Source organism: Pseudonocardia pini, assembly GCF_013870575.1.
In the GTDB taxonomy this organism is placed as follows: domain Bacteria; phylum Actinomycetota; class Actinomycetes; order Mycobacteriales; family Pseudonocardiaceae; genus Pseudonocardia; species Pseudonocardia pini.
In genome coordinates this window covers 1-11,456 of record NZ_JACBXB010000094.1, presented here as the reverse complement: position 1 = coordinate 11,456, position 11,456 = coordinate 1, and the positions used below count along the sequence as shown (strand labels likewise).

Here is an 11,456-nt window from a genome sequence, read left to right as displayed (position 1 = left end):
GAGCACGAGCCGCTCGGTGAGCTCGGGGAACTGGTAGGCGAACTGCATGGCCACCCCGCCGCCGAAGGAGTGCCCGACGATCGTGGCGCGCTCGAGGCCGAGGGCGACCAGGAGGTCGCGCAGGCCCGCGGCGTAGGCGCCGAGCGAGTAGTCGCCGTTGCGCGGCTTCGCGGACTCGCCGTGGCCGAGGAGGTCCGGGGCGATCACGTGGGCGTGCCTGCCGAGGATCGGCAGGACGGGGGCCCAGGTGGCGGAGCTGCTGGCGAGGCCGTGCAGGAGGACCACGGTGGGCCCACCGCTGCGGGCACCGGTCTCGGAGTAGGTGACCCGCTGGTCGTGCAGGGTGATCTCGCGGTGTCGCACCGCGGCGCCGCGGTACCCACGTCGGGTCGAGGGGCAGGCCACGGCGGGTGCGGACGGGGTGAGGTGGCGTCGGCGGGGCATGTCGTCCTTCGGGCCGGGCACACCGGTCGGCGGGGGGAGCGGGTGGTGGGCGTGCTGCCCGGGGGATAGCCCGCTCAGCTGATCGATAGTGCGGACGAGGGCATCGTCCGCGTCACACCCGTCCGCGTCACACCCGCCGACGGTGGGTCAGTCCGGCTGCTGGGGCGGTGTGACGCCGCCCGCCGCCAGGGGCTCCTCGGTCAGGGCGGGTTCGGCCACGACCGGGACCGACGCCGAGTGGGACCCCGGCCGCCACCCGCGGCTGCGGGCGACCGGCACCTCGGGCGAGCCGTCGTCGCTCGGCGATCGGCGGGGCAGCCTGCGTTTCACCGCCAGGGCCTGGTCTCCCGCGATGTCCCACGCCTGTTCCCGGACCTTCCTCACCTCCGGCCGGTTGGCGAGGGTGACGACCTGGCCGCGCAGCTTCTCGAGCTGCTCCAGGCCGTCCGGACGCCCGACGAGGTAACCGGCGCCGAAGACGATGGCGGTGCGGATCAGGCCCATGTCGATCTCCTTCTGGAGGGGTTTCTCGTCGGACGGTCCGGGTGCGTCAGCGGCGGGCGCCCCGGCGGCCGTAGGCACCGGCCACGATCGCCACACCGATCACGGCGACGACGAGCTGGACGAGCAGTTCGAGCCAGTCGATGCCGCTGGTGGCGGTGGGGATGCCGATGGCGCGGGCGATGAACGTGCCGATGAAGGCGGCGACGATGCCGACGACGATCGTCAGCCAGATCGGGATGTTCTGCTTGCCGGGCAGGATCAGGCGGGCGAGTGCGCCGATGATCGCGCCGATGACGATTGCGGTGATGATTCCTGTGACGGTCATGGCGTGAGTGTGTTCCTGTGGTGGATGAGGCGCTTGGTGGGATGGGCCGAATGGAGCCTTCGGGGATCAGTTCGGGGTGGCGCGGTCGGCGTCGCCGTCCTCGCGGGTGACGACGCCGTCGACCGCGGCCGAGTAGGCGGCCCACTCCCGCCGCCAGGCCGCCAGGATGCGCTCGCCCAGCGGGGTGAGCACGTAGTGGCGGTCCCGGGTGTCGCGGGTGACGAGGCGGTTGCTCGTCAGCCGGCGCAGGCGGCGGAGGATGCCCTGGATGGTGGGGTCGAACGCCCCGCCGCTGAGCTCGCGGAGCAGGTCGTGGACGGCGTGGCCGTTGCCCGGACGACGCTCGACCACGGCGAGGAGCAGCAGGTCCAGCTGGTGGGGGTCGCGGATCCGGAGCGGGCGGCGGCGGGGCGGGGGGCGTCTCCCGGCGGGTGCGGTGGTGCGGCGTCGGGCGGGTCGGCCGCGGCGTGTCGCTCCGGTCTCGGTGCGCATGGGCTCGGTCCCGCTCTCGTCGGTGGTCGTGTCGGGCTGGGTCGTGTCGGGCTGGGTCGTGTCGGGCCCGGTGGTCGGAGGCTGACCGTCGGTGGTCTCTGCTGGGGTCTCTGCTGGGGTCTCTGCTGAGGTTTCGGCTGGGACTCCTGCCGTGGGCTCGTCGGTGCCCTCGTCGGTGGTCGGCTCGTGGTCCTCGTCGCGGGAGCCGTTGTGCGCGGGGTTCCGCCTCCGACGTCGGGTGGGGGCCAGGCCGGCGGCCGCGGCCCCGAAGGTCGACGACAGGTCACCGGTCTGGCGGTTCACCTCTGCGCTCCCCTCCGGCGGCGGCCGCGCGGCTTCTCGGCGGTCTCCGCGGCCTGGAGGGCCGACAGGACCTCCAGGCCGAGGGCCCGGTAGTCCCCGGCGACGCTCGCCGCGGTCTCCGAGATCCGCTTGCTGCGGGTACCCGATCGCAGCTCCTCCCACCAGGCGGGTTGGGCCGCCGCCTCCACCTCCAGCTCGTGGGCGAGCCTGCCCAGCCGCCGCGCGTCCTGGGCGGTCCGCTCGGCGTGCCGGATGCTGGTCTCGAAGCGGGGCGAGGTGCCGCCGAAGGCCTCGTCGATCGCGGCGAGTGCCTCGCCCTGGATCGCCCGGGCCCGGCTCCCCGTCGCGAACAGGACCACCCCGAGCAGCCCGAGCCGCTCGTTGATCTCGCGGGCGAGGGCGAACCGCTCGGCGACCAGGGTCATCCCCAACAGCCCGCCGAGGTCGGACTTGGTCGGCATCAGCACCCAGCGCGCTGATCCGAGGGCCAGGTCGGTGAGGATCGTGGACTCGGGCGGACAGTCGATGAAGATCAGCTCGTAGTCCGCCGCGACCGGGGCCAGGACGTCGCCCAGCACCCGGAACGCCTCGCGCCCGTGGTGCTGCAGCCGCGAGACCATGACCGGGGTCAGGTCCTCCAGCCGGGCGCCGCCGCACACGACGTCGAGCTGCGGCCGGACGTCGCGCGCCGGCACCAGCGGCGTCCGCGCGAGGACGGAGGTGAGGAGCCCCGCCCCCTCGTCGTCGATGTCGGTGCCGCGGTAGCCGAGGTCGTCGGCCAGGTTGGCCTGCCGGTTCAGGTCGATGAGCAGGCAGCGGTAGCCGGCCCCGGCGAACTGCCCGCCGAGGTTCGCCGCGAGCGAGGTCTTCCCGACCCCGCCCTTGTCGTTGACGACGGCGATCACCCGGGCGAGCGCGGCCTCACGCTCCCGGGTCTTCGTGGTCGTGGCCACGGGCAACCTCCGCGCTCGTCGGCGGGCCGGTCAGGACGCGGGACGGCGTCGCCGCCGCCGGGGCCGGGGCTCGGGCTCCGGCTCGGGCTCCGGGTCGGGCTCCGGGTCGGGTGCAGGTCGCTTGCGCGCGGTGCGTCTCGGCCGGGAGCGGTGGGCCAGGAGGTCGCGGAGGTCCTCCTCCGACGGGGCGGGCTCCTCGACCGGCGGCTCCTCGGGCTCGTCGTCCTCGAGATCGTCCTCGGTGTCGTCGTCGGCCTCGTCGGCGAGCTCCTCGGGCTCGTCCTCGAGCTCCTCGTCCTCGTCCTCGTACTCGTCGGACTCGGGCTCGTCGTCCGCCTCGTCGTCCGCCTCGTCGTCCGCCTCGTCGTCGAGGTCCTGGTCGTCGAGGTCCTGGTCGTCCTCGTCCACCGCGCCGTCGAGGTCCTCGTCGACCTCACCGTCGGCCTCGTCATCGTCGGCGGGCTCGTCACCGTCGGAGACCTCGCCGTCGACCTCGTCCTCGCCGTCGTCGAGCTCGTCGTCGAGCTCGTCGGCGCCGTCGTCCTCGAGGTCGTCCGGCTCGTCGTCGGCACCGTCCTCCAGCTCGTCGGCCTCGTCCGGCTCGTCGAGCTCGTCGTCGGCCAGGTCGTCCTCCGGCTCGTCGACGGACCCGTCCTCCATCCCCGCGTCGATCCGGGCCTCGCCCGTCTCCTCCACGGTGATGCGGAGAGTCAGCTTCTTGCTGCCCAGCATGATGTAACCGCTGATGTCGGCCAGGTCCGTCGGCCGCGTGTCCTCAGCCATCACCACGCCCTCTCGCTCACCGGCGGGCGGACCCGCCGGGACGTGCCGTTCCGGCAGGTCGGGCGCGGATGCCCGAGAGGGCCGGGCCATCAAACCCGGGAGGGGGGAAGTTGGGCCGTTCGCTGCGCCGTTGCGGCCGTCCGGCCGCTCAGCCCTCCGTGGGGTGGCTCTGCAGCACCATCATGCTGCGCGGGGGGAGGTCGACGGACTGGTCGGGCCCCAGCGCGGGGTGGGTGGCGTCGTCGAGCGCGGCGGTGTCGACGACCACGCGCCAGGCCGCGCCGTAGCTCGCGTCTGGCAGGGCGAGGGTCTGCTGCTCGTGGTGGGTGTTGACCAGCAGCAGGAAGGAGTCGTCCTCGACGCGGACACCGAGGTCGTCCCGGTCGGGGATGCCGCGGCCGTTGAGGTAGACGGTCAGGGTGCGGGTGTGGGTGCCGTCCCAGTCCTCGTCGCTCATCGGCTGGGCGTCCGGACCCAGCCAGGCGATGTCGTCCACGCCCTGGCCGCGCAGCGGTCGCCCCTGGAAGAACCGCTGCCGCCGGAAGATCGGGTGCTCGGCCCGCAGCCGGGCGAGCCGGGCGGTGAAGGCCACGAGGCGGTCGTTGTCGTGGGCGCGGTCCCAGTCCACCCAGGACAGCTCGTTGTCCTGGCAGTACACGTTGTTGTTGCCCCGCTGGGTGCGCCCGAGCTCGTCGCCGTGCGCGATCATCGGGACGCCCTGGGAGAGCAGGAGCGTGGTGAGGATGTTGCGCTTCTGCCGCTCACGCAGCTCCAGGACCTCGGGATCGTCCGTCTCGCCCTCGACGCCGTGGTTCCAGGAGCGGTTGTGGCTCTCGCCGTCGGCGTTGTCCTCGCCGTTGGCCTCGTTGTGCTTCTCGTTGTAGGAGACGAGGTCGGCGAGGGTGAACCCGTCGTGGGCGGTCACGAAGTTGATCGACGCGATCGGCCTCCGGTTGTCGGTCTCGTAGAGGTCCGACGAGCCGGTGAACCGGGCCGCGAACTCCCCGAGGCTCGACGGCTCGCCGCGCCAGAAGTCCCGCACGGTGTCCCGGTACCGGCCGTTCCACTCCGTCCACAGGGGAGGGAAACCGCCGACCTGGTAACCGCCGTCGCCGACGTCCCAGGGCTCGGCGATCAGCTTGACCTGGCTGACGATCGGGTCCTGGTTCACGAGGTCGAAGAACGCCGAGAGCCGGTCGACCGAGTGGAACTCGCGGGCCAGGGAGGAGGCGAGGTCGAACCGGAAGCCGTCGACGTGCATCTCGGTGACCCAGTATCGCAGCGAGTCCATCAGCAGCCGCAGCGACTCGTGGTGGCGGACGTTGAGCGAGTTCCCGGTGCCGGTCGTGTCGTAGTAGTAGGCCTCGTCGCCGTCGACGAGCCGGTAGTAGGCCTGGTTGTCGATGCCGCGGAAGGAGAGCGTCGGGCCCATGTGGTTGCCCTCGGCGGTGTGGTTGTAGACGACGTCGAGGATGACCTCGATGCCGGCCTTGTGCAGCGCCCGGACCATGGACTTGAACTCGTAGACCTGCTCGCCGAGGCTGCCGAAGCAGGAGTAGCCGTTGTGCGGGGCGAAGAAGCCGATGGTGTTGTAGCCCCAGTAGTTCGAGAGGCCCTTCTCCTCCAGTGTGGAGTCGTGCACGAACTGGTGCACCGGCATGAGCTCCACCGCGGTGACGCCGAGCCTGCGGAAGTGCCGGATCATCGCCGGGTGCGAGAGGCCCGCGTACGTGCCGCGGACGTCCTCCGGGATCTCCGGGTGCCGCGCCGTCATCCCCTTGACGTGGGCCTCGTAGATGACGGTCTCGTTGTACGGGACGCGCAGCGGCCGGTCACCGGCCCAGTCGAAGAACGGGTTGATCACCACGGAGTGCATGGCGTGCGGGCCGGAGTCCGCCTCGTTGAGCGAGTCCGGGTCGCCGAAGTGGTACGAGAACAGGGACTCGTCCCAGTCGATGCGGCCGTCGATCGCCTTCGCGTACGGGTCCAGCAGCAGCTTGGCGGGGTTGCAGCGGATCCCGGCCGCGGGCTCGTAGGGGCCGTGCACCCGGTAGCCGTAGCGCTGCCCCGGCCAGACCCGGGGCAGGTAGCCGTGCCAGACCAGCCCGTTGCGCTCGGGCAGGTCGACGCGGCGCTCGGAGCCGTCCGCCTCGATGAGGCAGAGCTCGATGCGCTCGGCGACCTCGGAGAAGAGGGCGAAGTTCGTACCGCCGCCGTCGAAGCTCGCTCCGAGCGGGTAGGACGAACCGGGCCAGATCTGCATCGAACCTCCACCGCATGTGCCGCCCGCGACCGCGGGCACGTCTTTCTAGCCGCTCCGCGACCCCGTCGCGATTCGGGCGGGGGCGACGGTCGTCACCCTCGGTTCCGGCGGCGGGCACCGCCAGGCGCATCGGCGCAGGTCCCAGTGGCAGCGGGCGGTGTGTCGGTGGGCGGGGTCGCGGTGGGTGTCCATGGGCCGAGGATCGACCCGCCCGCTTGCGCCGCCCTGTCACCGCCCTGTCGTCGCGGGCCCGCCTCAGGCGGAGTGGAGGTCCCCGCGGCTGTGGTCCTCCTTGTACGGCGCCGGCGCGACGACGGCGCGGATCGGCTTCTGCGGGCCGCCGGGCTCGCCCCAGTGCACCGTGAGCGGGGTGCCGATCTCGCTGTGGGCCACGTCGACCGTGGCGAGCGACAGCATCTTCCGGAAGTAGTAGCTGTAGCCCCGGGAGGTGGCCACGCCGACCACGGCTTCCGGATCGCCGCCGGCGGTGACCTTGTCCGCCCACATGAAGCCCCGCTGGTCGCGCGGCATGTCCATGAAGGGGTAGTTCGCGCCCGGGCGGAAGAGGGAGGCGAAGACGTCCTGCACGTCCTCCGCGTCCCACTCCAGCGTCCGGACGACCCGGACGGGATCGGCCTTCTCCCTGGCCAGCGCCTCACGGCCGAGGAAATCGTGGTCGAGGTTGACCGTGCGGGCCCAGCCGAGCTCCACCGGGCTGCGGTAGTACTCGGCGATCTCCCGGCCGTCGTAGCTGCCCGCGATGTAGGCGGGCTGGGCGAAGGCAGGCATGGAGGAGCGGAAGATCTCCAGGTACTCCGCCATGTCCTCGTCGAAGATCGCCGGGATGTAGTCGGTGGCGATCGTGGGGTAGCAGGCCTCGAGGTGGTTGATCATCGTGACGCGCGCGCCCAGCCTGCGGATGCCGAACTCCTGGCCCGCCTCCATCACCGCGGCGTGCACGGCGTCGCCGAACTCCCGCGGACCCTGCAGCTCGAAGCCGATCTCACCGGCCATGCCCTGGCGGAGGGCCCAGACCGCGTGTCCGGCGATCCGCATCGGCGAGACGTGCATGTACCTCGTGTCGCGCAGGTGGTTGTCGGCGTCGAGGCGGTCGAGGACGCCGAGGGCGGTCGGTCCGGAGACCTGGAAGACGAACCAGTCGTCCCGGGTGACCGTGGCGTCGTAGTCGCCCTGGGCGAGCCGGTAGTCGATCCAGAAGCCGCCGCGGCCGTGCATCACGTAGTCGTCCGCCCCGTAGCGGGTGACGATGCCCTCGTGGATGACCTTGCCCGCCCGGTTCGTGTGGATGGCGTGCTTGGACTGCCCCTCGCGGAACGTGGCGAAGGTGTTGACGGAGTGGTCCGCCATCAGCCGCAGCGCGTCCGGGCCGCTGATCCGGTGCTGCCAGAGGAACGACCAGTCCCCGATGTAGCAGGTGTTCTTCCAGGACAGGCTCTCGTCGAGCCAGTCCGTGTACTCCGGAGCGCCGAAGCGGCTCCAGGCGTAGGTCGCGGGCGGGGTCCGCATCCCCGACACGGTGAACGACATCCGGTCTGGTCTCCTTCGGTGTTGGCCGGCTCGGCTCGGTGACTCGGCTCGGTGACTCGGCTCGGTGGCTCGGCTCAGTGGCTCGGCTCGGGGGTGGGGCGGAGGGGGAGGCGGACGTGCAGGCTGGTCTCGCCCGGCCGGGAGTCGATCGTGATCGTGCCGTGGTGGCGCTCCACGACCACGCGGCGGGCGATGTCGAGACCCAGCCCGGTGCCCTCGCCGACGTCCTTCGTGGAGTAGAACGCGTCGAACGCCCGCTCCGCGACCTGCGGCGTCATGCCTTTGCCGGTGTCGGTGACCGCCACCGCCACCACGGCCTCCTCGGCGCGCACGGTGAGCCGGAGGGTGCCCGATCCCCCCATCGCGTCGAGGGCGTTGTCGATCAGGTTGGTCCAGACCTGGTTCAGCTCGCTCGCGTAGGCCTCGACCGCGGGCACGCCCGCCGCGTAGTCGCGGACGACCGTGACGTCGGCGCCGAGCTTGTGGGCGAGCATCGCGAGCGTGCTGTCGATCCCGGCGGCGACGTCGACGCGCTGCAGCGCCGCCCGGTCCATCTGTGAGTACGACTTCATGGTCGCGACCAGCTCGGAGATCCGTCCGGTGGACTCCTTGAGCTCGGCGAGCAGCGCGGTGGCGGACAGGGTGCTCGCCACCCACTCCAGGCCGGGGCCGAGCGCAGGCGCCCGGACGACGGCGGCCGCGCGCTCGCACCACGCGAGGTCGGCTCCGGCGGCGGCCAGGACGGGGGCGACGAGCCACTCCCGCTCGACGGCGTGGTCGGCGAGCCACGACTCCAGGTCGCCCTCGAGATCGGACAGGGCGAGCGGGTCGGAGACGTTCGGCCGGGTCCCGAGCTCGGCGCGGAGGGCGTCGAGCGCGGCGAACTCCCCGGCGGTGATCTCCTGGCCCGCGAGGAGCCCGAGCGAGGACGTCAGGCCCCAGAACGTGTCCTCCAGCTCGTCGATCGCCCTGGTCGCGGCGGCGGCCGGGTTGTTGATCTGGTGGGCCAGCCCTGCGGCGAGGGTGCCCAGGGCGACCAGCGACTGGCGGTGCCGCGCGGTCGACTCGATGGAGCGGGCCGTGTGGTAGAGCCCGCTGATCAGGTGGCTGCCGAAGGGGAACCAGGTCCTCGACAGCTCGCCCAGCGCCGCGGCGGGCAGCCGCAGGACCCGCCCGGCGACCTTCCCGCGCCCGGTCGCCAGGTAGACCCCGCGCTCGTCCCAGGCGCGGAACCCGCCCGCCCACCGGCCCGGGACGTCCATCCGGCCGACCACGGTCTCCTCGCGGTCGACGACGCGGCTGAGCTCGATCGCACCGTCGACCAACGCCCACCAGGAGTCCGCGGGCTCGCCCTCACCGAACAGCTCGATCCCGGGCTCGATCACCACCACGGTGGACAGCGCGAGCAGCTGCGCGAGCTGCTCCGCGGACAGCTCCCCGAACAGGGGCAGCGACCGCAGCTCCTCGACGTGCACCACCGGTCGCGCCTCCGCTCCTCCTGATCACGGCCGAGCCTACCCACCGGGCCGGCGCGGGATCGGGATCAGCCTGCAGGACCGGTGCGGGCCAGCTTCCGCCAGAGCCAGCTGTTGGGGACCCGCCGTCCCGTCTGCACGTACTCGCGGGCGGCGTCGACCAGCATCGTCACGTCGAGGCCCCGGCGGGCGGCGGTCCCGCCGATCAGGATGAGCTCGTCGTCCGGCGCGAGCACGACGTCGTCCGCGGGCGCCATGAGGCACTCCTCGTCCCCGTCGGCGTCGCGCCGCAGGATCATCAGGACCACGACGGCGAGCCGGTCCTCGCGTCGCTCCGGGTCCCGCAGGACGTCCCCGAGCCGGGCCTCGCCCGTGCCGAGCCAGCCCACGAGGGCCGGGGCCTCACCCCGGTTGAGCCGGACCTTCCACGGCGAGGTCAGCCGGTGACCGCACTGGGCGGTGATCCGGTCGATGAGCTGGGTGGCCCAGCGGTCGCCCTGGGCGGGCACCTGCTGCAGGAAGCGCCAGAGCAGCGGTGTGCTGAGCTGCGCGAACACCTCGTGGGCCACCACCTCGGCGGGCACGAGCAGCGAGTCGACCTCCATCGCGGCGAACAGCGGTGCGCTCGCGGGCCGGTTCTGCCGGGCCGCGACGAAGATCGACGGGTTGAGCCTGCGGGCGTCGGCGACCATGGAGAGGTTCGTGGTGTCGTTGTCCGTCCCGGCGACGAAACCCACCGCCCCCTCGACCCCGGCCCGCTCCAGCACGTCCGGGTCGCTGCCGGAGCCCTGGACGGTGGCGACACCCCCGTCCGCGGGCGCCGCGTCGCCTGCCCCGGTCCGAGTCTCGACGACCGTCACCTCGAGTCCCTCGGCCCGCAGGTCGGCGGTGACCTCGCGGCCGAACCGGCCGTAGCCGCACACGACCCAGTGGCCCTCGCCGGGCGGGCGGCCGCGGTCGGGCAGCTCGGCGCCCGGGCCGCTCTCCAACCACGTCATGAGCTGGTAGGAGGCGGGTGCACGCATCGCGACCCGCAGGTGGTCGCCGAAGCGGTCGAACGCGTTGACGACGGTCGGGGTGCCGAACGCGCGGATCCGCTCCGCGGCGGTGGGGGAGACGGTGCGGGCGATCACCGGCAGGTCCGGGCGCAGCAGCGCCGCCGTCATCGCGACGGCGAGGTTGGCCTCGTCGTCGTCGGTGAGGGCGAGCACGGCCTCGCAGCGGGGGTTGCGCAGGCCCGCCACCCCGAGGTGCCCGGGGTCGCGGCCGTCGGCGACGAGCCCGGGGACGTCCCCGCGGTAGGACCCGAGCTCCAGGGCGACGATGCGGTCCTCCGCGACGTCGATCACCACGACCCGCTTGCCCATCGCGTCGAAGGAGTGGCACAGCAGCTCCCCGGTCCGCCCGTGCCCCACGATCAGCAGGAACGGCTCGCGCAGGCGCTTGACCTTGCGGGTGAAGTGCTGCAGGGCCAGCGCGCGGCGGAACGCCCGGTCCTGCACGAGCGCCAGCAGCGAGCCGATGGCGTACGCCCAGCCGATGACGGTGAGGTAGATCGCCGCGGTGACCCACAGCCGTTGGGCGGCGGTGAACGGGTCCGGCAGCTCGCCGAAACCGATGGTCGACGCCGTGTAGCTCATGAAGTAGAAGGCGTCGAAGAAGCTCATGCCGCGGCCGCTCGCGCCCGGGACGAGGGTCAGCCCGAGCACGCTCACCGCGAAGATGGTGATCAGCACGATGAGCGGGGTGCGCATCCGGCGCAGGATCAGGAAGATCGTGGCCTCGGCCTCGACGGCGGACGCCATCGGGATCCGCCTGCGCAGCCGCCCCGAGGGGCCCCGCCGAGGCGGCGGCTCGTCCTGGCCCAGCAGCCGCAGCCAGAACGAGAGCAGCGGATTGCCCACGGCGCGCTCCCTACCTGCGGTGGTAGGACACGGTCTCGATCACGAGCAGCACCACCGACACCATGTTGGCGAGCAGTGCGCCGCCGGAGAGCGACACGACGCTCGCGGTCGCCGACGGCGTGAGGCTGTCCGCGGCGATGTGGGCCGAGTAGGTCCAGGCCAGGGCCGCGGCGACGAGCTGCAGGTCGGCGACGAGGCTGGTGGCGAGGTGCACGGCGCCGATCTGTGTGCGGTCACCGAACTTCAGCACCGTCGCGATCAGGCTGACGACGATCGCCGCGAACAGCTCGTAGATGTTGTGCAGCTCGGGGTTCGAGATGTCACCGATGAAGAACCCGAAGTTGAGCGTGGCGGCCAGCAGCACGAAGAAGCCGAAGACCACCTTCTCGAGGTTCATCCACGCTCCCGGCTCGGCCGCCCGCGACCCCACCGGGCCGGCGCCAGGATGTCATGCCCGCGGCC

The 11,456-nt window shown here is 72.5% G+C and carries 11 protein-coding genes; all 11 read right to left on the bottom strand.

Annotation, left to right across the window (positions count from 1 at the left end; all coding sequences use genetic code 11):
* On the bottom strand, positions 1-444 hold a 444-nt coding region (locus H5J29_RS08620; RefSeq protein WP_181780388.1), incomplete at its 3' end, for an alpha/beta fold hydrolase.
* A 147-nt stretch (positions 445-591) separates the two neighbouring features.
* Positions 592-948, bottom strand: coding sequence for a hypothetical protein (locus H5J29_RS08615; protein WP_181780387.1), 357 nt, complete (start codon positions 946-948; stop codon positions 592-594).
* Positions 949-994: 46 nt separating this feature from the next.
* Positions 995-1,273, bottom strand: coding sequence for a GlsB/YeaQ/YmgE family stress response membrane protein (locus H5J29_RS08610; protein WP_181780386.1), 279 nt, complete (start codon positions 1,271-1,273; stop codon positions 995-997).
* A 66-nt stretch (positions 1,274-1,339) separates the two neighbouring features.
* The gene (locus H5J29_RS08605; RefSeq protein WP_181780385.1) at positions 1,340-1,765 is read right to left on the bottom strand and encodes a PadR family transcriptional regulator; all 426 of its coding nucleotides are present in this window, start codon (positions 1,763-1,765) and stop codon (positions 1,340-1,342) included.
* Between the two features lie 299 nt (positions 1,766-2,064).
* The gene (locus tag H5J29_RS08600; protein ID WP_181780384.1) at positions 2,065-3,021 is read right to left on the bottom strand and encodes a ParA family protein; all 957 of its coding nucleotides are present in this window, start codon (positions 3,019-3,021) and stop codon (positions 2,065-2,067) included.
* A 30-nt stretch (positions 3,022-3,051) separates the two neighbouring features.
* The gene (locus tag H5J29_RS08595) at positions 3,052-3,804 is read right to left on the bottom strand and encodes a hypothetical protein (protein WP_181780383.1); all 753 of its coding nucleotides are present in this window, start codon (positions 3,802-3,804) and stop codon (positions 3,052-3,054) included.
* A gap of 148 nt (positions 3,805-3,952) precedes the next feature.
* Positions 3,953-6,067, bottom strand: a complete 2,115-nt coding sequence (gene glgX, locus H5J29_RS08590; RefSeq protein WP_181780382.1) for a glycogen debranching protein GlgX — start codon at positions 6,065-6,067, stop codon at positions 3,953-3,955.
* A 255-nt stretch (positions 6,068-6,322) separates the two neighbouring features.
* Positions 6,323-7,615 (bottom strand): hypothetical protein, encoded by a 1,293-nt coding sequence (locus tag H5J29_RS08585; protein WP_220187138.1) that lies wholly within the window; start codon positions 7,613-7,615, stop codon positions 6,323-6,325.
* Between the two features lie 74 nt (positions 7,616-7,689).
* A complete protein-coding gene (locus tag H5J29_RS08580) occupies positions 7,690-9,093 on the bottom strand; it encodes a sensor histidine kinase (protein ID WP_312858119.1) in 1,404 nt (467 codons plus the stop codon).
* A gap of 65 nt (positions 9,094-9,158) precedes the next feature.
* The gene (locus tag H5J29_RS08575) at positions 9,159-10,994 is read right to left on the bottom strand and encodes a potassium channel family protein (RefSeq protein WP_181780381.1); all 1,836 of its coding nucleotides are present in this window, start codon (positions 10,992-10,994) and stop codon (positions 9,159-9,161) included.
* A gap of 10 nt (positions 10,995-11,004) precedes the next feature.
* Positions 11,005-11,391, bottom strand: a complete 387-nt coding sequence (locus tag H5J29_RS08570; protein ID WP_181780380.1) for a DUF6394 family protein — start codon at positions 11,389-11,391, stop codon at positions 11,005-11,007.
* Positions 11,392-11,456 lie beyond the last annotated feature (65 nt).

Bases quoted from the DNA above. Each gene is read 5' to 3' on its own strand.
- H5J29_RS08595 (WP_181780383.1), bottom strand. From the start codon at position 3,804: ATGGCTGAGGACACGCGGCCGACGGACCTGGCCGACATCAGCGGTTAC.
- H5J29_RS08570 (WP_181780380.1), bottom strand. From the start codon at position 11,391: ATGAACCTCGAGAAGGTGGTCTTCGGCTTCTTCGTGCTGCTGGCCGCC.
- H5J29_RS08615 (WP_181780387.1), bottom strand. From the start codon at position 948: ATGGGCCTGATCCGCACCGCCATCGTCTTCGGCGCCGGTTACCTCGTC.
- glgX (WP_181780382.1), bottom strand. From the start codon at position 6,067: ATGCAGATCTGGCCCGGTTCGTCCTACCCGCTCGGAGCGAGCTTCGAC.
- H5J29_RS08605 (WP_181780385.1), bottom strand. From the start codon at position 1,765: ATGCGCACCGAGACCGGAGCGACACGCCGCGGCCGACCCGCCCGACGC.
- H5J29_RS08585 (WP_220187138.1), bottom strand. From the start codon at position 7,615: ATGTCGTTCACCGTGTCGGGGATGCGGACCCCGCCCGCGACCTACGCC.
- H5J29_RS08610 (WP_181780386.1), bottom strand. From the start codon at position 1,273: ATGACCGTCACAGGAATCATCACCGCAATCGTCATCGGCGCGATCATC.